Origin of the sequence: Chitinophaga eiseniae (genome assembly GCF_012641265.1) — a bacterium.
Classification (GTDB): Bacteria; Bacteroidota; Bacteroidia; order Chitinophagales; family Chitinophagaceae; genus Chitinophaga; species Chitinophaga eiseniae_A.
Genome location: NZ_JABAHZ010000001.1, coordinates 1,597,404 through 1,616,346 on the forward strand (window position 1 = coordinate 1,597,404; position 18,943 = coordinate 1,616,346).

The following is an 18,943-nucleotide window of genomic DNA, read 5'->3' on the forward strand; positions in this document are numbered from 1 at the left end:
ATAACAATAGTTTACCGGGTAGAGAGATGGGATCTCCATCTCTCTACTTCTATACTTTAATAGTGGCCAGGGGCTAATAGTGCTTATTCTGTGGCAGCATATTTCCGTTCATACAGTAACTCCTTTTCTCCAAACAGGCGCTCCGCAATCATTCCTTTCTCTTCGCAGTTTTTGACCAATTTATTGGACTGGATGATTGGGTTGGATGCATCAGTGTATTTAATACTACTGATAAATTCCAGCCAGGGCTCCATTCCCATTGCATATACGTATACCTCTCCTGGGTTAAAGATCTCCACCAGCGACATTCCTTTCATACAATCGGAACCTGCCAGCCTCCGGCTGCTGTCTTGCTCCCGGGTAATCTTTTTCGTCATCAGCGGACCGTATAACCAGGTTAATGGCGCCCCATCGCATTCCATGCCCAGGAACATCACATCTACATCGCCGATGCTGCTGTGAATATGCTTGTAGAGGGCAGGCTCACTGATCCTGGAATCTGCCAGGAATAACAGCTTAAAGCCGCTGATCTGTACCAGGTAGCAGGCCTTCGACAATATATTCAGATCGCTGTGTTCCCCGGTAAAGGGCAAACCGGTAATCGTGGTATTGGTAAACTCAACTGTTTCCATCTCTTCGATAGCTTCTACCTGGTCGAACCCGATATTGCTGAACATCAGCCTCAGATCTGGGTTCTCCAGCTGGCCGCTGTTGGTGCGGGGCACAATCAGGTGCTTAATCTTATGACGGAGTGGCAACAACGTTTCAAACAGGATATGATCCTGGTGATTGTGGGTGATCAGCACGTAGTCAATCACATCCGGAAGATCTGCATCAGAAAAATGTTCTATATCGCTATCATAGCCATAGTAGCTGATCAGCGGGTCTACCAGGATGCTCACATCTTTGGTTTCCACGAGAATGCAGGCGTGTCCGAAGTAGCGCATGCGGATTTTGTCGCCCGTATATTTCTTGTAAACCGGTGGCGGCGTAGTGGTAAAAAAGGTATGGAAGAGCGCTTCCTGGGCAGGGGAAATACCCAATAAAGTTTTGATATACTCCAAGTCCTGCGGATTGCGTTTCATTTTTGCCAGTTCATCAATACCGGTATGATCAAATGGAATGTCGAGGTGCAGCACGCCCGGTTCATCCAATCTTGGCGTACTCAAACAAAAAGGACGATGATCATTCTCTGTTACCCATAAAGCAATGCTTTGGGAAGACTTATTATAGAAGTGGCTTTTATATAACAACGCTTCAAAAAAGCGGAAATCTGCGTGATTATTCCGGTCGTAAAACAGCTCAACATATCCTTTGAGAATGGGAGGAACTTTTTCGTACAGCGTTTCCATACCCATTCCCTTCCCTTCCGCTTCCAGCATGCGGTCCAGCTCTTTCACCGCTTTGGAAAACTTCAATGCCCTGTCTTGTTGCTTCACGGTTCTATCGTACAGTTCCTTTACTTCTTCAACGCGGTGAACGGGTATATCCATGAAAGGGCCGCCTTTCATTTTTGGGTTCAGCACTGCTTCCGCATGAATAGCCGGTTCCACGATAAAGGAATCCATGATATCAAGATGTCTGCCTACCACATTCATGGCGGCGGTGGCAGGCGATATCAGGTGACTCCAGGCATACCACCTGTCAAATAAAGGTTCTATTACAACGTTAGGCTTTAAGTAAAATTTATTACCACTCATGGCTGCTAAGTTTCATTTGAACAATATGTTGGGCATAAAAGTGTTTCCTCCAAAGTACCGCTGTGCTTATCACGACATAAGTACCAGCATTCCCCTGGCGGAAACACATGTGTTTCATAGATGTTACCCGAGATAATATTGTTTCGGCAGCCAGGTAAGTTCCACCCATACCGGTGGCTATCGGCGACAAAAAGCATCTTCCGGTAAGCATCCAGATTCTTTAACAAAAAGAACTAAGTTCTGGCGTTGATTTTAATCGGCGAGCACCGTACCGACGCCGGCTGCTTTTGCCTTCTCATAAAAGTAGGCAGCAGTAGCAATATCGAATACGGCCATTCCCATTGGATTAAACATGACCACTTCTTCCACGGCGTTTTGCAACTTATCTCCGCAGATAACGTCTACCAGTGACAGTGTGCCTGACTTTGTCAGTCCCTTTGTTTTATGCATTACTTCGATATCTGTATTTTCCCTGCATACCTCTTCCCAGTCGTCCACGACAATATGGTTTGCATAGTTGATAAATTCCGGCACATAATCTCTCAGGGAAATATTCAATTGCAGGGAACCTTTTTTAGGAACTTTATTGATGTATGGCTTTTTGGATACCGTACAGGTCATCAGTATATCGGCGTGCTCAAATGCTTCTTCCCAGGTATCCACGATATTTACCTTTTCCTGCAAAGCAGCGGGGATGAGCGATCTATCGGGTTGCTTCAGGTCGTAGATATTCACCTGGTCTAACCGGCTACCCAGCAGGGTGCTGATCATGTCGAGGTGTTGCTGGCCAATAGGTCCGAAGCCGATAATGCCTACGGTTAATTTCTCCTGGCGGTTGCGCTGAAGATATTCCTTTACTACCAGGCCGGTTACCGCGGCGGTGCGCACAGCGCTGACATGGCTGGTATTGATAATGCAGGCTGGTACGCCAGTATCGGCGTCATTCAATATCGTAACAGAATTGGCGCGTGGAATATTTTTCCTGATATTATCAGGGAAACTGGCAATCCATTTTATGCCGGAAAAAGATACTTTACCTCCTACAAATGCCGGCATGGCAATGATACGGTTAGTGACGTCCCGGTATCTCAGATAGGGTTTGATGGGCTGGGCGAAATCGCCATCTTTCAGGGTATAAACGGTTTCTTTGATCTTTTCGATCACTTCTTCCCAGTTAATCCCCAGGTGCAACAGATCGGATTTACTTAAATAGTACATGTTTATTATGCTTTTATGGTAGATAGCTTTTCCATCATGTTATTCACCCATTTCTTGTCGTATACATTGTTGATATAGGAATCTCCCCGGTCGGCGCAACAGAAAAGCGTCACCGGTGTACCCTGGATGGCATGTGAAGCAAAATAGTTCTTAATGGCAGCGTATACCGCTCCTGAGGAGGCGCCCGCGAAGATATTCTGGTCTCTCACCAGCTCGTGGCAACCGGCTACCAGTTCTTCGTGGGATACAATCATGATTTCATCAATGATGGCGTGTTCCAATATAGAAGGCACTTTACTGGAGCCGAGACCGGAAACATATCTTTTCTGCGGAGGAACATTGAAGATAACAGAACCTTCTATGTCCACTGCAACGATGGTGATGTCCGGAAATTTCTCCTTTACTTTCTGGGAGATACCACTGATAGTACCGCAGGAACTCACCGCAATAAACATATAGTCGAGGTGCTCAAACCTGTCACAGATCTCCTTTCCAAGGGTATTATAGTATCCTTTGAAATTGTCGGGGTTATCGTACTGGTTCGTCCAGAAACTGTTAGGATATTGGGCACACAATTCCTTCACCGTTTCAATCCGGGTGAGGAGATATCCCCCGGTGCTGTCTTCTTTTTCTACTTTTACTACCCTGTCGGTGAACAACCGTAACATCGCTTCATTCTCGCGGTTAATATTGGGATCAATTACCGGGATAAAACGTAGTCCGATGTCTTTACAAATGCGTGCCAGTGCGATAGCAAAATTACCAGAGCTCGATTCAACAATGAGTGTATCACTGTTTATTCTTCCGCTGCGGATAGCGTTGGAGAGAATACTAAAAGCGGCCCTGTCTTTAATGCTGCCTGAATAGTTTCTGTATTCCAGTTTGGTAAACAGGGAAACACCGGGCATATTAAGCTCTACAACAGGGGTATTGCCGATCAGGGCGCTGATTTTTTGGAGGGAAGATAACATCATCTCATCTTAGGTTTTCGAATGAATTATTAAAATGGTACGTCAGGATAACAAAATCATGGCTACATAAAATCTGTGTTTTCTCTTAATGACAGAGGGCTATAATGCTTCTGGTGTCTACAGGTCCGGGCTAAATCAATCTATTTTACACAGCTGTTTTCCATTCATCTATCCGTTATTGTTTTATTCATTTTACTCTTTGTTGTATTCATATTCTACGTTGGCTGACACAATATTTCTTCTACACTGCAGGGAAGCAAAAAACTCCTTGCAGGTGCGACAGTCATTCGTTCATATGAAAGGGAAATCCAGATGAAGAAAAGGCATCTATATGCCTATAGCAAGCATGTTTATCTCAACAGCTTTCTACAGCATAATAGGTATGCAGCTTTTACTCCCTGGTGTGACAATTGTAGGGTAGCGATAGCTATGGCAGCACGATTTCCGGTTCCGCTTCTCAAATATAAAACAGTATGTATGCCTGATCGGGTGCAACAATAGCTACACCGGTCAGGAAACCAGACGCACAGTTTCTTTTCTTAAATGCTTTGTGGAAACGCTCTCTTTCCGACATACATAGCATGTAAGTCAAGCTTTTGCAGCTTAACTACGGGTTTTCTAAACGGGTTTTGAGGGCCTACGGGCAACAGTTTTTATACGCAAACGTACAAACCCTGGTGCTTGTATCTCCTATTAGTTTTTAAACGTTCATGGGATTGAAAAATAAGCAATTAATAGGGTTCAAAGGAAATACAGTTGTGGTGGAAACAACGCATTCTTGTTTGTTGTAAATACTTTTCAGTTCGTGATAGAAATGTATTCGTTAGTAAAGTAAACGAATAATTTTGAAACGGCAAAAAGTCTTATCAAGAAAAAATAAAAAATTAAATTTCCCATAATATAGGACGATGTCCCGGAAACATCAGTAAAATCACCTCTCTACAAAAATCCCATGCAATATTAATTCAGTGGGCATTTCTAACAAAACGGGCAATCTTATCTTATTCAGCGCACCTGCCATCTGGCACTATTTTCATTTAATTATACTAATAGGATACCGAACAATTATTAAACACCACCACATCCGGATATTCAAAATTCGTTGCTTAAAAGTAACAAAGGCTCCACCTGGTGAGTAGCAGTGAGGAATTAGTACCTTTACGAAGTAACCCGCTGATAGCGATCTGTTTTTCACGCAATACTAAAACTATGAAAAACGTACTCTTATTTCTTTTACTGTTGGCCCCCATCTCTGGCCTCCATTCGCCAGATGCCCTGTTGCTGAAAGATCTTACATTGATAGACGGAAATGGCGGTGCGCCCATAGCGCACACAGATATTCTCATCAGGGGCGGGGTTATTACCGGTGTTGGCGCTCACCTGGAGGCCCCCGGCGCCAGGGTTGTCAATTGTACCGGGAAAACCGCTATGCCCGGTATCATTAGCAGTCACGTGCATGTGGGAATGATTGGTAACACAGTAAAAGATCCATATACCCGTGAAAACATCTTAACCCAGCTGAAAAAATATATGGACTATGGTGTTACCAGCATACTCGTCATGGGGTCTGATCACTCCATGCTCTTTCAATCGGGCTTCCGCGATTCTTCCGTCGGCGGCTTGCTACCCGGCGCCCGCCTCTACTCAGCAGGGTATGGCTTTGCCGCGCCCAAAGGCGGACCCGCGATGCCATTTATTTATCATCCTGCAACAGCGGAACAGGCGGCCATGGAAATTGACAGCCTGGCGTCCATTAAACCTACAGTTATCAAAATGTGGGTGGATGATTTCGGCGGTAGCGCTCCTAAAATGGATAGCAGCGTTTACAAAACCATCATCGCACGTGCTCATCAGCATCATATCCGGGTAGCCTCCCATCTCTACTATCTCGCAGATGCCCAAAGTTTGGTTTATAACGGGCTCGACATCATGGCCCATAGCGTACGCGACAAAGAAATAGACGCACCTACGTTACAACAGATGAAACGCCGTGGCATCATATATATACCTACCCTCTCACTCGATGAATATGCGTATATCTATGCCCGTAAACCGGAATGGATCAATGATCCATTTTTTAAAGCCTCCCTGGAGCCGGGCGTTTATGAAATGATCACGTCCGACAAGTACCAGGATAATATAAAAAGATCCCCATCGTATCAACGCAATGTGCACGCCTTTGAAACGGCTATGAAAAATGTGAAAAAAGTGGCAGACGCAGGTATACCGGTGGCGCTTGGCACCGATTCCGGCGCACAACCGGTGCGTGCACAAGGGTTTTCAGAGCACCTTGAAATGGAACTGATGGTACAGGCGGGGTTAACGCCCCTGCAAGCCATCATGGCTGCCACCAAGAACGCGGCCAGCGCGCTGAATATCGCCCGGCATACCGGCACCATCGAAAAGGGAAAAGTAGCCGACCTGTTGCTACTGGATGATGACCCTTCAAAGGATATCAGGAATACACGGAAAATTGCAGCGGTTTATAAAGCGGGCCAGGAAGTGAGCAAAGGAATGCTATCAAAATAGCAGCGAAACAGATCAAAATAGTGGTAGTTTAAGGTACTGTGCTCTTCTAGTTTTGTAAGGACGCTCAACTAATACCCGGCAAAGCCACGACATGATAAGATATTAGTTATTGACTATACTATCACAAAATACCCTGGACTAATGACTTTCCTCAATATCATTGCACAAACCCTTAAAGCAATATTTGTTAATTTTCTTAAACCATACATATTGGTATTGAGGTAATAGTATTATACAGTACCTGAATTCCCGGACCTGGTAACGCAACCAGGTCATTATTTACAAAGTGCCAAAAAGTTAACACAATCAATCAGCAATCATGTACCCGTTTATTCCAGATACAGGGGATGATTGATTTTATTCACCTGTAAAAATTGATAGCCCAACATCCAATGTGGTTGCTACCGCCGATCGGCGGATAGTCATCCCCGTTGTGTATTACGACGTATTGGATTGTCTCAGGAAAGAAAAGCCAATGTAAATATGATTAAAATAGGTGGCCCTGCTTTGCAGCGGCTAAGGACAACTATTACCTGGTTATTCGGATATACAAACCCTACAAGATGAATTCATTCCTAGCAAAACTATTTGAGCCCAAAAATAACGGCCCGGAAATTACCCGCCTGTTGCTGGCAGAGCTTAAGGTATCTGTCACCGCCGGCACCATTAGTAAAGAGCTGGAGGAGCACCCGGACTTCAACAGCCTGTTGAGTATAAGCGATGTCCTGAACCGATTTGGAGTAGACAATCTTGCCGCAAGACTTGATCCTGACAAACTACTTACGGCTCCTACCCCTTTCATTACCCAGATAAAGGGGACAAAGCAGCAGCCCGACTACTTCACGATTGTAAGAAAAGCAGATGATAACAACATTGATTATTATGACCCGGTGGCGCTTAAATGGACGCATAGCAGAAAGGAAGATTTTCTTGAGCGATACATGGGAGTAGTTTTGCTGGCAGAACCCAGGGAATTTGCCGGAGAAAGAGATTACAAACAAAAAGCAAAAGACGAAAAACTGAAAGGCGCGTTATCGCAGCTAGGAATAATAACCTTTCCTATCATATTATGTATTGCCGGCCTGGCCACCTGGCTGCAATATGGCGCCAACAGCTGGTTTTCCCTGCTATATGCGTTATTAAGCTTTGCCGGGGCAGTTGCAGGGTTCCTGTTGCTATGGTACGAACTCGATCAGCATAACCCTGCGTTGCAACAAATGTGCAGTGCTGGTAAAAAAACAAACTGCAATGCGATACTTCAGTCGGGCGCTGCGAAAATAGCTGGTATAAGCTGGAGCAAAATCGGGTTTACCTATTTTACCGGTACCATGCTGCTGATGCTATTCAACGGCATTAACAGTCCCCAGGTACTTTTCATTACAGGCTGGCTCACATTACTGGCTCTCCCTTATACTTTCTTTTCTCTCTACTACCAATGGCGTATTGCCAGGCAATGGTGCGTCATTTGCGTTTTCGTGCAGGCATTACTACTCTTCCAATTTGCGATACTCCTGCTGGCAGGAAGACTGGAAGCTTTGCTACCGGTATCCTTTCCTGTTGGCTGGTTACCAGCTGTCATCACCGCCTACGTACTTCCTTTTATGCTATCAGTAGCATTACTGCCGGTGTTTAAAAAAGCGAAAGAAAGTAAGGAAAATGTGATCCGTCTGCAACGGTTAAAGCACAATACCGAAATCTTTGAGGCCTTGCTTAATAAGCAAAAACGTATAACCCTTCCTACAGATGGAATGGGCATTACACTTGGCAACCCATCTGCTCCTCATAAGATAATTAAAGTATGCAATCCCTACTGCGGTCCCTGTGCCCGGGCTCATACTCCTTTGGAAGCATTGCTTGAAAACAATCCGGATATACAGATCCAGATAATTTTTACGGCCAGTAACAAAGAAGGAGATAAATCTGCCCAACCTGTCAAACATCTGTTGGCCATCGCCGACACCAGCAAAGAAGATAATGCCCTCATAAAACAGGGGCTGGACGATTGGTACCACGCAAAAGAAAAAGATTACGATCGCTTTGCAGCTAAATATCCCATGAATGGCGAGTTAAATCAACAGAACGAGAAAATCGACGCCATGCGCCAGTGGTGCGATCAGACCGGCATAAAAGCCACTCCTACTTTCTTTATAAACGGCCACCAGATGCCGGATATATATACAGTGGAGGATCTAAAATATTTCCTCGCGGTGTAGGCAGCCATGAGGAAACAGGGGACGCCTGCAGTTACCGGAGTACTACGGCAACTGCCCCGTTTTTATAATCTGATACCGGGTTACAGTGTACAATGCAGCCGGTAACACATCCTTCCCGATTAATACTCCGGAAGGCAGCATTTATTTTCTTACCCAAAAACTGATCAAATGAAAAAATTAACACTCAAAGCGTTTCAGTTAGGCGCCGCAGAAGTGCTGACCAGGGACCAGTTAAAAAATGTATTGGGTGGCGACGGCAGCAACACCTCTGGTACCAGGTGCGTAGTTTACTGCTGCGACAGCTCTAACAACTGCGGGCCAGGTACAACACTGCCAGGCGTTAGCAGCTGCACCTCCAATGAGAACTGCCAGGATATAGCCGTTAAAGGCGGGGCCACCTGTCCTTCCGGTTACTATGTGGCCGCACTCTGCAAAGGATAAATCTGAAATGGCAGGTGCACTTTATGTCACCTGCTATTTCGGTTAGTAAACCATGTCATATATGAAATTGATAACGCATATTATCGTGTTACTACTGGTCGTCACAAATGCTGCCGGCCAATCTGTTGGCTTCGACACCACCAGCCAATCGTGGAAGGAAGTATTGGAGCACGCGAGAAAGGCCTATAAACCAATATTTGTGGATATTTATACTACCTGGTGTGGTCCCTGCAAATGGATGGATAATCATGTGTTTAACCAAACCCCTGTCGCATCCTTCTTTAACCGCGAGTTTATAAATATTAAAATAAATGCGGAAGAAGGATATGGAAAAGACTTTACCCTTCAAAACAATATTCACAGCTATCCTTCCTTCCTTTTCTTTAACGCTGCAGGAGCGCTGGTGTTGACTGGCAGTGGCGCCAGGCCGGCAGCATCCATGATACAAATTGCCCGCCAGGCGCTTTCCAATATAAATGACAACGTAAGCCTGCAGGATATGCAGCAGAAAATAACGACCGGTAACTATAGTAAAATTGCCATCAGGGATTATATCAAAAAATTAAGTGCCCTGCATCAACCCAACGCTACTTTAGTTGAAACCTACCTGGAAACATTACCAGCAGACTCCATCTACTCGCCGGAAGTACTACAAATGGTATCAACAGGTTATTTCGGACGAATGCCACTTCAGGGAAAGGCTGCCAGGGTATTATTGCATGCTTATGCACAATATCCCGTGAAATCCTGGGAGTTCATGAGCCCATGGAATATCATAAAAAGCAGATTATTGGACTATACAGACAGCGCAGGGCAACAAGGGGACGCTACGTGGTTCAATGAAGCCCTCGCGATGAGCGATAGCTTAAACCCCTTCCCGTTCTCCAGAAACCGCGAACGCCTCTACCTATCCTGCAGATACTACCTGGCTGCAGAAGACAGTAACCGCTTTATCACAGCGGCCAACGAATTTGCAGATAAATATATCATGAATGTAAACATCGATTCATTAACGATATACGATCAACTGGCTTTGGGAGACGCTTTGAAAGTAAAATTCGGGCGAAGTTCATCAACAAAACAAGCACCATCAGCATTCAAAAAAGGCTTTCTTTATGAAACGAGATTGATAAACGAAGAATTATTTGAAATCATTTATGGCTACAAACAGCATTTCAACACTATGCTCAAACTGAATGCATCCTTAATACGGCAGTGGATTGACAAAAGTATCCTGTTATACCGCAGCAATACGGTGTATATAAATGAAAGCTTTATTGAACAGCAAAAAAAAGCCTTTTACCAGCTACTGAATTAACCGCCTTATGAATAGTTTTAAACCCATTCCAACCGTCGCTATCAACTTAAAAAAACGGGCCGACCGGAAAGCGCATATTACAAAAGCATTCGAAGGACGCCCGGAATTCCGGTTAACAATTATTGATGCCATTGAAGATAGCATTGGCGCCAAAGGGCTTTGGCTAACATTACAACATATTATACGGACATATACCACTGATACTGAATATCTCATCATCTGTGAAGATGATCATCAATTTACGGAACACTATAGCTTCCCATTATTGACAACGGCCATTCATGACGCCGTCAGCAACCATGCCGATGTGCTCTGCGGAGGGGCCAGCTGGTTTAATAGCGCCATACAATTAAGCCAGCATAGCTATTGGACGGAAAAATACACAGGTTTACAGTTCACCGTTATTTTCAAAAAATTCTACGAAAAGATATTGCATACCCCTTTCTATGATAACGATGCCGCAGATCTTAAAATATCCTCGCTGACAGATAAAAAATTATTCATCCATCCATTTATATCTATTCAAAAAGAATTTGGCTACTCAGATGTAACCGCCAAAAACAATGCCGCAGGAAGAGTGGACGAGCTGTTTAAGACGAGTGAAGCAAACGTCACCACCTTAAAAAATATTGCCGGGTATTATTCCACCCATCAGAAGACGCTCACCCAGGATGAAATAAGCTTAGAGGGTATCTATATCACCACTTACATCGTAAAAACAACCAGTGGGGATATTGATCAATATATTGACAGGCATTTTTCTGATAAACCGGAACTGGTGCCCATCGTAATTCACAGCGATGATAAACACCCCTCCCATCTCCTGTCATCTGCTACTGTATTAAAAAATATCATGACAGCGGCAATAGCTACAGAAGACGATGCCATCATCATTTGTGATGAATATCACCAGTTTTCACCCGCCTATTCCGGCGGTTACTTAATCCGGAATATCCTGGAGGCCTATCACCAGGGGGCAGATATTCTCTTCGGCGGAGGAACTGATTTTGGTTTGGTGGTGCCTATTTCGGAACACAGGTTTTGGGTGGGATCGGTTAACCACCCTCAATTTACGATCATCTTCAAAGCTGCGTTCTCTAAAATACTGGCCTATTTAAATGACGCCACCTCCCCCGAAAACGACATTTTATCGGCATTTAGCAGCAACAAAATGGTGCTTTGCCCTTTTGTGTCGATGACCAGCCCCACAACAGAAAAGCGCCTGTTGATCATCCGGGAACATGCCGGATATGCCGAAAACAGTCATTAATATCATCAACTACCAGGTATATGGAGGTTTGCAGTTCAAAGATTATTACCAACGCCCGGCTACTTAGCGACCGTATCGTTTGCCAGGAAGGATGCCTGCTGGTATATCACGATCCTCATCCGGATAGTGCCTGTACCTGCATCATTTATGACCGCCAGGCGCTGTTATCTGCTATAGACCTGACATATCCGGTGCATTTCATTACTATAGGGAATGGGATAGATCTTACTGAATGGGGTGTTGCACCAGAACTGGTCGCCAACATAGCCGCTCCATTCCTTGAAAAATGCAATTATCTGACGCCGCCAGCCCGCAATACCCAAATCTCCAGGATCTATTATATTCCGGATGATGTTACCTGCTGCCTGGACACCGGTTTGTCGGTCATCAAGGGATTCAATTGTCTTTTATACCTCCGCTTCTTTTTTGTGGCGCCTGCAGCAGTCATCGCTAAACTTAAACCGCTGGCAAATGACAACATCACATTTATCCCATATGAGGGAGATCATACCACGTTTTTATCAGACTGCGATATATTGGTGTCTGCCGGCGCAATAGCCGTGGAAGGATTGCTATTGGGGTTGCCCGTGATTGTAGCGGGAAAGCATGGCTTCGGAGGCCTGGTAACGGAAGATAATTTACCGGCTTTTATCGCTTCCGGCTTCCATGGACGGCCGGGCTCTCATGCAGTGGAACGGATTCCCCCTGCACTGTTGCTCGAGGAAATCAATTACGTGGCAGATATCGCCGGAACCGAAGAACTGGAATGCCTGCTAGCCTTTTCGCCGGCTAACATAAGTAAGTTGGACATTTACCGCTGGGAGCCGGCTTTTGCCCGCATACAACAGGTATTTCAACAACAGTACATCCTGGCCCAAAAGGTAACCGATAACAGGCAGCTGTTACAATTGGTTCCAAAATTATCTTCATCAGTTATCGTTGAAAAAAGCATCACCTCATCAGAACAGGCGTTTTGGTTACGAAATATACATACCAACAAAGTATTGGCGGTAGTGGACGATTACGAGGCAAGGCTGATTGGCCAATGCAATGGCAGCCATACAATAGCTTCGCTGACCAGCATTCTTGGAGCTGAATATGACATCACCGACTGCATGGCGTTTATCAGGTTACTATGGGAAGCGCGGATAATGATCTTCTTACCTCACTCTTCACCGGAGATTCACTAATTCACTTATGAAATTATTCAACCTGGATTTACACGCCACCGTCATAAAAGACCTCATGGATATCTTTGAGGGGCTGGGGCACTCCGTTGATCATTGGTCCATTTCCTCCCATAGCTGGGTACATGGTTGGGAGAAAAAAGAGGTAGACGTTGTAAATCAATATACCTGGAAACATCTGAATGAAACCATGTGCCGGCGGTTTTATCAGCGATACCGGGATACGCTGTGTATGTATGATGCATTTGTCGTTACGCATACGCCGGCTTTTGCACTACTCTACCGCGATTTTAATAAGCCAATCATTGTGGTGGCCTCAACACGGTATGAAGCGCCTTTTACGATGAGCAAAAGAAAATGGGAATGGCTGAATAACGGCTTATCTGAATTAAGCAGCCAGCACCTCCTTTGTCGTGTAGCCAACAATAAATACGATCAGCAGTATTGCGAAAAATTCACCAATATTTCCTGGACACACATTCCCAGCTATTGCGACCATGCCAGTACGCCCTGGCGCCCGGTGGGCCGCCGGTTCCTGGTCGACAGCAAACACGCCCTTCTTCCCCTGAGAAACGTAAACACCGTCCTCAAGAAAGCCCTGGGCAGGTTTAAGTGGGCAGATATGTCGACCTATGCCGGCGTGATAGTGATACCCTACAATGTCTCTGTAATGACAGTGTTTGAATACTATACCGCCTGCATCCCGCTATTCTTCCCATCAAAGGAGTTCTGTATGGAACTGTACACCCGGTTCCCGCACCTCGGCATATTTTCAGAGATTTCCTGGATGCAGATTGCGGGCATCCAGGGGCCTACCGCGTTACCTATCTCACCCAACGACCCAAACAATTATCAAAAAGCCGATGTCGTAGCGCAATGGATAAACAACTGCGACTGGTTTGATGCAACGTGGATGCCACATATCACTTACTTTAACTCCTTCCCCGATTTGGAAGCAAAGCTCAGGACGGCAGACCTGGAGGACATCTCAAAGAAAATGTATACACACAATATTATACGAAAACAAAAAATAGCGCAGCTATGGAGTCAGCAATTAAACAACCTGATGGCCCAAAATGGAAGGTAGCCTTATTCTCCGGGCCCCCGGAAAATAAGGCCATAACGGATCAGTTCACCGGTAAACCTGAATTCATCATTCACCATGCCGAGGGGCCTCGCCTACTGACACTGGTGGAACTAAAGGCATTAACATTAACCGCCCAAATGGCCGGTGACGATCTGTTTATCCTATCCAACACCCATCACCAGTTCACGGCCCACTATACGGCTGCCTACCTCGAGGCGGGTATCAGCGCTGCGCAAAAGAACAATGCAGATATATTACTGGGCGCCGTTAACTGGATGGAATCAGCTATACAGGTGGATCAACACCTGTTTTGGCTGGACAAATTCCTGGGATGCCAATTTATTGTGCTATTCAGGCGGTGCTATAATGCCCTGCTGAACATAAGGATAGATGGAGACAATGCAGAAATAGCCATAGATGGGGTACTGTCGTCTATTGCGGCCAACAAATTATTGCTGTATCCGTTTATCTCCCCTGTTACTGAAAAAATACCAAAAAAAAATGCCCTCCCCGGGTCAAGTCCTTTTTATGGAGATCCTACCGGGCAACTGGCTTCGCTTCAACACGTGAAGGAATATTATTCATCCATCAGCACAGCGCATTGACATATGGAATTTGACAATATCGTTTTACCAGCATACGCGATTAACCTGCAAGAGCGGACCGACCGGCGACAGCACCTGCTACAGCAATTCGAAGGAAAAAGCGAGTTCCATCTTCAAATAATAAATGCCTGCAGGGATGAAAATAGTCGTGTAGGCCTTTGGCACAGTATTATAAAAGTGATACAGCTGGCCGAACAGGAGGAGGACGACGTGATTCTTCTTTGCGAAGATGACCACACTTTCACCACTTCTTACAACAGGGATTTTCTATTCCGGAACATACTGGAGGCTGCAAGCCAGGGTGCAGAGCTTTTGAGTGGAGGGATAGGCGGGTTTAACCATGCTGTTCCTGTTACCAGGAACAGGTATTGGATAGATTCCTTTTGGTGTAGCCAATTCGTTATTCTATACCGGCCCATATTCAGGAAAATACTGGATGCGGGCTTTCAACATGATGACACGGCTGACGGTATGTTATCGGAAATAACGAGCCATAAAATGGTGCTCTATCCATTTGTTTCCGTACAAATAGATTTCGGCTATTCCGACGTAACCGTGAGGAACCATCATGCCAGGGGCCTGATTGCCGACTACTTCAGGGCCACCTCCGCGAGGTTGGAAAAGTATCAACAGGTATATGATAGTTATTTGAGTAAATAAAAAGTATGAAGAAAGTTATCTCCTTCTCTTTATGGGGCAATAATGCCATGTATTGGACCGGCGCCGTAAAAAATATCCATCTGGCTAAAAAGTTATATCCCGGATGGACTTGCCGCTTCTATGTAGACAGCTCCGCTGCGCCCGACCTGATTAAAAACATTTGGCAGGAAGACTGTGAAATAGTGCTGATGGACCCTTCCGATGTATTTGCAGGTTTGTTCTGGCGTTTTTATGCCGCCGAGGATGCCGATATTATGATTTGCCGGGACACAGACTCCAGGCTATCTGAAAGAGAGGTAGATGCGGTTACCCATTGGCTTAACAGCGACCACCACTTTCATATTATGCGGGACCATCCCCAACATACGGCACATATCATGGGGGGAATGTGGGGCTGCAGGAATATGGCCGGGATGAAAGACTTAATAGTGCAATACCCTTATAAGAGCCTGAAAGGCACCGATCAACTCTTCCTGGCGCAAATGATCTATCCACAGGTAAAAGAACATGCCATGATACACGATAGCTATGGTCTTTTTGGCGACGGTAGTGACTTTCCCAGTCCCCGCATTAAGGATGAATTTGTAGGGCGGGTATTCAACGAATATGATATTCCCATGTAATGCGTCAATCCATAAAATTACAATATGAAAATAAAAGTACGGGTCACCTGTTTTTGGGAACATGATAAAAGCTACCTGGATACGTTAAAGCGGTATGGCAGGGGAAAATTATCATGGAAAAATGTGGAGTTTGTTGCGGACGACAACTATGACAGGCTGATTATTCTAACCAGGCCCCATAAAGACTTCCCCGGGTATGACAGCGGGAAAGCCATTACTTTTCTGACAGAGCCACCGGCTTCTCCCAACAGGCGTGATAACGCTTGCGTACGTACGGAGGCCATGTACCTGCCTTTACCCTTTTGGCCGGCCGAAATATATGGAGCCCGCCACCATGGTGGCAATGGTATCCGTATTCAGAAAACTAAGTTATTTTCTTGTGTTACCAGCGACCTGAATTTCATGGAAGGCCATTTCCACCGCCTTCAAATGGTAAATGTTCTCGATCAGCTTATTGAAGAGGGGCTGGATATATGGGGAAAAAATTACGGCAACAGTTTTCATGAGAAGCTGACCAAATACAAAGGGGAAATCGTACAAAAATATGATGGGCTATGGCCATATAAATACCACTTCATTAGCGAAAACTCTTTTGAAAATGGCTACTTCACGGAAAAAATCGTGGACCCGCTTATTACCGAAACGCTCTGCTTCTATGACGGATGCCAGAACCTGGAAGAATTTATTGACGAACGGGCGTTTGTGAGGGTTAATGTAAAAGAGCCACTGGAGGCGGCTGCGCGTATAATCGAAATGATACAAAATAACGAATACCGCCAAAGGATTAAATATATAAAACAACAAAAGAAAAGGTTTCTGACGGATTTAAATCCGCTAAATATCATCTGGATGGCAGTTAACGACAAAGATGTTCTAAAAGAATGCCTGTTGTAATGATTTCTATATCAAATATTAAATAGATAATGAGTTTTCCCTTTTATAAACAACTGAATGCAATGGATTGTGGTCCCACATGCCTGCGAATGATAGCCAAACACTATGGCAGGCATTACAATGCCGATACCATTCGTCAAAAAGCGGGCTTCAGTAAGCAGGGTGTTTCATTACTGGGCATTAGTGAAACTGCGGAGAAAATAGGTTTCAGAACACGTGGCGTTCAGATATCCCACAACAAATTACTGACGATAGCCCATCCTTCTATATTGCACTGGAACCAAAACCATTTTGTGGTACTGGTATCTATTAACAAGCGAAAAGCGCAGATTGCGGATCCCGCCAGGGGAATCATTAACTATTCCAACAAAGAATTTCTAACCTACTGGTTATCAAACAAGAAAAATGGAGAAGAAGAGGCCGGTACGGTGCTGCTACTGGAGCCTTCCACTGCATTTTATGAAGAAGAGGGAGAAAAGGAAAATAAACTGAACTGGGGCATTATTACCCGTTATCTCCGTTCCAGCAGGTGGCCCATTACACAAGTATTTATATCGCTGTTAATTGGATCGCTGTTACAGCTGATACTCCCTTTCCTTACACAGAGCATGGTAGATACGGGTATCAATACCCGTAATATGCAGTACATCACCATTGTACTTGTAGCACAGCTCACCCTTACTTTCAGCAGCAACGTGATAGAATTCATCAGGAGCCGGCTGCAGTTGCGTATATCCAATACCGTAAACATTTCAATCCTGTCAGATTTCTGGATAAAGTTGACCAGGCTGCCCCTGGCCTATTTCGACGCCCATCACACCGGGGATACGATCCAACGCATTGGCGACAATAAACAAATACAGAGTTTTCTGACAGGACAGGCACTAACTACCATCTTCTCTGTGCTAAATTTTTTCCTATATGCTATCATCCTGATCACTTATAGCGTGCCATTATTCCTGATCTTTTCGCTGGGAAGCACCTTATACTTCCTTTGGATCCGGTTGTTTATGAAAATAAGGCGGAAGATCAACTATGAATCGTTCCATATTTCAGCTAAGGAAAATAATGCTACCCTGCAGCTGGTACAAGGTATGCAGGAAATAAGGCTCAATAACGCCGAACACCTGAAAAGATGGGAATGGGAAAATATCCAGGCAAAGGTCTTCAAGCTTACCTTCAAGAGCCTCAACTATGGGCAGTGGCAATCTGCCGGGGCATTATTCATTACCCAGGGAAAAGATATCATCATCAGTTTTACGGTGGCGCAACTGGTTGTACAGGGGCAGCTGACTTTTGGCGCTATGATCGCCATCCAATATATCATTGGTCAGTTAAGCGGACCGGTACAACAATTCATCGGGTTATCACAAAGTATACAGGATGCCAAAATAAGCATGGAGCGGCTGAATGAGGTCCATAATATGGAAGATGAAGAACCTGTTACGAAGTCTTTTATTGCCGAACTCCCGGAAAAGCATGCTATAAAAATCAACCACCTGTCGTTTACCTACCCTGCTGCCGGCAATGACCCGGTGTTGGAAGATCTGACCCTGACTATCCCTGAGGGTCGTGTAACAGCTATAGTGGGCGCCAGCGGTAGCGGTAAAACCACGTTAATTAAATTACTGTTGAAGGTATATGAGCAATACCAGGGTGAAATAAAAGTGGGAGAAAATAACTTCAAATATATCAGCCCATCTTTCTGGCGACGGCAATGCGGGGCGGTATTACAGGATGGATACATTTTTAATGACACCATTGCCCGGAACATTGCGGTAAGCGACGAGTATGTTGATCACGACAGGTTAATCAAAAGCTGCAAAATCGCCAATATCCTTCCTTTTATAGAAACATTGCCCAATGGCTTCAACACGCTTTTGGGCGCGGAAGGCGCAGGCGTAAGCCAGGGTCAGCGGCAGCGACTCTTAATAGCCCGGGCCATATATAAAAATCCGCAGTATCTCTTTTTTGATGAAGCTACCAACGCACTTGACGCCAATAACGAAAAAGCTATCGTGGAAAACCTGGAACGGTTCTTCCATGGCAGAACGGTGGTGGTGGTGGCACACCGCCTCAGCACGGTCAAAAATGCGCATAAAATAATTGTCCTCCACAATGGGAAAATAGTAGAGGAAGGCACCCATGCTTCTCTGACAGAAAGTAAAGGAATGTATTATGAACTGGTCAAAAACCAGTTGGAACTAGGTATGTAATAAAAAACATA

The 18,943-nt window shown here is 45.0% G+C and carries 15 protein-coding genes; 12 read left to right on the forward strand and 3 right to left on the reverse strand.

The genetic code is table 11. The annotated features are described in order from the left end of the window. Nucleotides 1-83: 83 nt before the first annotated feature. From HGH91_RS06150 to sbnA, 3 genes are all read right to left on the reverse strand, one after another. Nucleotides 84-1,700, reverse strand: a complete 1,617-nt coding sequence (locus HGH91_RS06150) for an MBL fold metallo-hydrolase (RefSeq protein ID WP_168737541.1) — start codon at nucleotides 1,698-1,700, stop codon at nucleotides 84-86. A 252-nt stretch (nucleotides 1,701-1,952) separates the two neighbouring features. Next, nucleotides 1,953-2,918 carry a 2,3-diaminopropionate biosynthesis protein SbnB gene (sbnB, locus tag HGH91_RS06155; RefSeq protein ID WP_168737542.1) on the reverse strand — a complete coding sequence of 322 codons (966 nt, stop codon included), beginning with the start codon at nucleotides 2,916-2,918 and terminating at the stop codon, nucleotides 1,953-1,955. 5 nt (nucleotides 2,919-2,923) lie between these two features. Beyond that, nucleotides 2,924-3,892 carry a 2,3-diaminopropionate biosynthesis protein SbnA gene (gene sbnA / locus HGH91_RS06160; protein WP_211092209.1) on the reverse strand — a complete coding sequence of 323 codons (969 nt, stop codon included), beginning with the start codon at nucleotides 3,890-3,892 and terminating at the stop codon, nucleotides 2,924-2,926. A 1,206-nt stretch (nucleotides 3,893-5,098) separates the two neighbouring features. On the opposite strand from sbnA, the gene HGH91_RS06165 reads away from it, so the two are divergent. The 12 genes from HGH91_RS06165 to HGH91_RS06220 all read left to right on the forward strand — a co-directional run bounded on the left by HGH91_RS06165 (nucleotide 5,099) and on the right by HGH91_RS06220 (nucleotide 18,932). After that, the gene (locus HGH91_RS06165; protein WP_168737543.1) at nucleotides 5,099-6,418 is read left to right on the forward strand and encodes an amidohydrolase family protein; all 1,320 of its coding nucleotides are present in this window, start codon (nucleotides 5,099-5,101) and stop codon (nucleotides 6,416-6,418) included. A 563-nt stretch (nucleotides 6,419-6,981) separates the two neighbouring features. Then, complete coding sequence (locus HGH91_RS06170; protein ID WP_168737544.1) at nucleotides 6,982-8,631, forward strand: vitamin K epoxide reductase family protein; 1,650 nt, start codon at nucleotides 6,982-6,984, stop codon at nucleotides 8,629-8,631. A 168-nt stretch (nucleotides 8,632-8,799) separates the two neighbouring features. After that, complete coding sequence (locus HGH91_RS06175) at nucleotides 8,800-9,072, forward strand: hypothetical protein (protein WP_168737545.1); 273 nt, start codon at nucleotides 8,800-8,802, stop codon at nucleotides 9,070-9,072. A 61-nt stretch (nucleotides 9,073-9,133) separates the two neighbouring features. Further along, nucleotides 9,134-10,390, forward strand: coding sequence for a thioredoxin family protein (locus HGH91_RS06180; protein ID WP_168737546.1), 1,257 nt, complete (start codon nucleotides 9,134-9,136; stop codon nucleotides 10,388-10,390). Between the two features lie 7 nt (nucleotides 10,391-10,397). Beyond that, entirely contained in the window at nucleotides 10,398-11,660 is a 1,263-nt protein-coding gene (locus HGH91_RS06185; RefSeq protein ID WP_168737547.1) for a hypothetical protein, read from the forward strand. A 20-nt stretch (nucleotides 11,661-11,680) separates the two neighbouring features. Next, entirely contained in the window at nucleotides 11,681-12,850 is a 1,170-nt protein-coding gene (locus HGH91_RS06190) for a hypothetical protein (RefSeq protein WP_168737548.1), read from the forward strand. A 7-nt stretch (nucleotides 12,851-12,857) separates the two neighbouring features. Next, nucleotides 12,858-13,934 carry a hypothetical protein gene (locus HGH91_RS06195; protein ID WP_168737549.1) on the forward strand — a complete coding sequence of 359 codons (1,077 nt, stop codon included), beginning with the start codon at nucleotides 12,858-12,860 and terminating at the stop codon, nucleotides 13,932-13,934. After that, nucleotides 13,889-14,539 carry a hypothetical protein gene (locus HGH91_RS06200; RefSeq protein WP_168737550.1) on the forward strand — a complete coding sequence of 217 codons (651 nt, stop codon included), beginning with the start codon at nucleotides 13,889-13,891 and terminating at the stop codon, nucleotides 14,537-14,539. The genes HGH91_RS06195 and HGH91_RS06200 overlap by 46 nt, the downstream gene beginning before the upstream one ends. A 3-nt stretch (nucleotides 14,540-14,542) precedes the next feature. After that, nucleotides 14,543-15,199 carry a glycosyl transferase gene (locus tag HGH91_RS06205; RefSeq protein WP_168737551.1) on the forward strand — a complete coding sequence of 219 codons (657 nt, stop codon included), beginning with the start codon at nucleotides 14,543-14,545 and terminating at the stop codon, nucleotides 15,197-15,199. Nucleotides 15,200-15,204: 5 nt separating this feature from the next. Continuing rightward, complete coding sequence (locus HGH91_RS06210) at nucleotides 15,205-15,822, forward strand: hypothetical protein (protein ID WP_168737552.1); 618 nt, start codon at nucleotides 15,205-15,207, stop codon at nucleotides 15,820-15,822. A gap of 24 nt (nucleotides 15,823-15,846) precedes the next feature. Beyond that, nucleotides 15,847-16,716: a glycosyltransferase family 10 domain-containing protein gene (locus tag HGH91_RS06215; protein ID WP_168737553.1), complete on the forward strand. Its 870-nt coding sequence runs from the start codon at nucleotides 15,847-15,849 to the stop codon at nucleotides 16,714-16,716. A 29-nt stretch (nucleotides 16,717-16,745) separates the two neighbouring features. Further along, nucleotides 16,746-18,932: a peptidase domain-containing ABC transporter gene (locus tag HGH91_RS06220; RefSeq protein ID WP_168737554.1), complete on the forward strand. Its 2,187-nt coding sequence runs from the start codon at nucleotides 16,746-16,748 to the stop codon at nucleotides 18,930-18,932. Nucleotides 18,933-18,943 lie beyond the last annotated feature (11 nt).